The 861-nt window shown below is 68.1% G+C and carries 1 protein-coding gene; it reads left to right on the forward strand.

Going from position 1 to position 861, the window contains the following annotated elements:
* The coding region (locus tag ADL25_RS50425; protein WP_079050312.1) for a hypothetical protein at positions 1-184 on the forward strand (184 nt) is incomplete at its 5' end.
* Between the last annotated feature and the right edge of the window lie 677 nt (positions 185-861).

Consider the following 861-nt stretch of genomic DNA (forward strand, 5'->3'; position numbering starts at 1 on the left):
GGAGTTGGTCGCGGGCCCGCTGGACGGTCTGCTCTTGGATGTCACGGGCTGGTCTGCGCATGATCGGGCTGAAGGTGTCGCCTTGCGCACGGAGATAGGGCGGTACGGTCCGGGTGGTCGGGCCCTGTATGCGCCCAGGCCGGCGGATGGGTGTGTATTCGACTGGTGCGGAGACGTCCCTTGAGGATGACCGCGGCGCGGGCGTCGAGGCGGGCGTCGCGGGTGCGGTGAAAACCGCATCAGGGCCTGCCGGCTGTACGGCGGAAATCGATGCCGCCGATGCTCCTCGATCGACGTGGAGGTGATGAAGGCCTCCACTGGTGGTGAGGGTGTGCGTTTGGAGGGTTGCACGGTCGAGGGCGACGCGCTGGCGTTCGCCGCCGGAGAGCTGTGGGGCGGTGGTGTAGCCGGTGGTTGAGTCCGACCTCGGCGAGCAGTTCGCTGGCTCGGGTGCGCAGGGTGTGGGGTTCGCGGCCCGGCGAGGGATGCGGCGGCGACCGATAGAACACCAGGCCGGGCCCGGTCTCCTTCTCAGGAGACCGGGCCTGATGCGTTCTTGGGAGGCTTCCTGGGGGTGGGTTGGGTGTGGTTTGGGTTGGGTGTGGAACAAGGAGACGTCTCTCCCAGCGGGGGTGAGTGAGCCCGTTCGGCGAGAGTCGAGGAAATCGTCGGCGCGACGGTCGGACAGCTTGTTCCGCTCAACGCGTGCGGTCTGCCACTCCTGTCCCGGTTCAACCCGGCCGGAGCGCCAAACCGATCAGACACTGGGCCGGATGGTCGGCGTCGTGATCAGGCCAGGTTGCCGGCCGGGGTCCGTGTCGGGGCGAACTGCTCCTGGATCCAGTTCGGGTAGGCGATCGG

The sequence above is a fragment of the Streptomyces sp. NRRL F-5122 genome (assembly GCF_001507435.1).
GTDB classification, from domain to species: Bacteria; Actinomycetota; Actinomycetes; order Streptomycetales; family Streptomycetaceae; genus Streptomyces; species Streptomyces lannensis.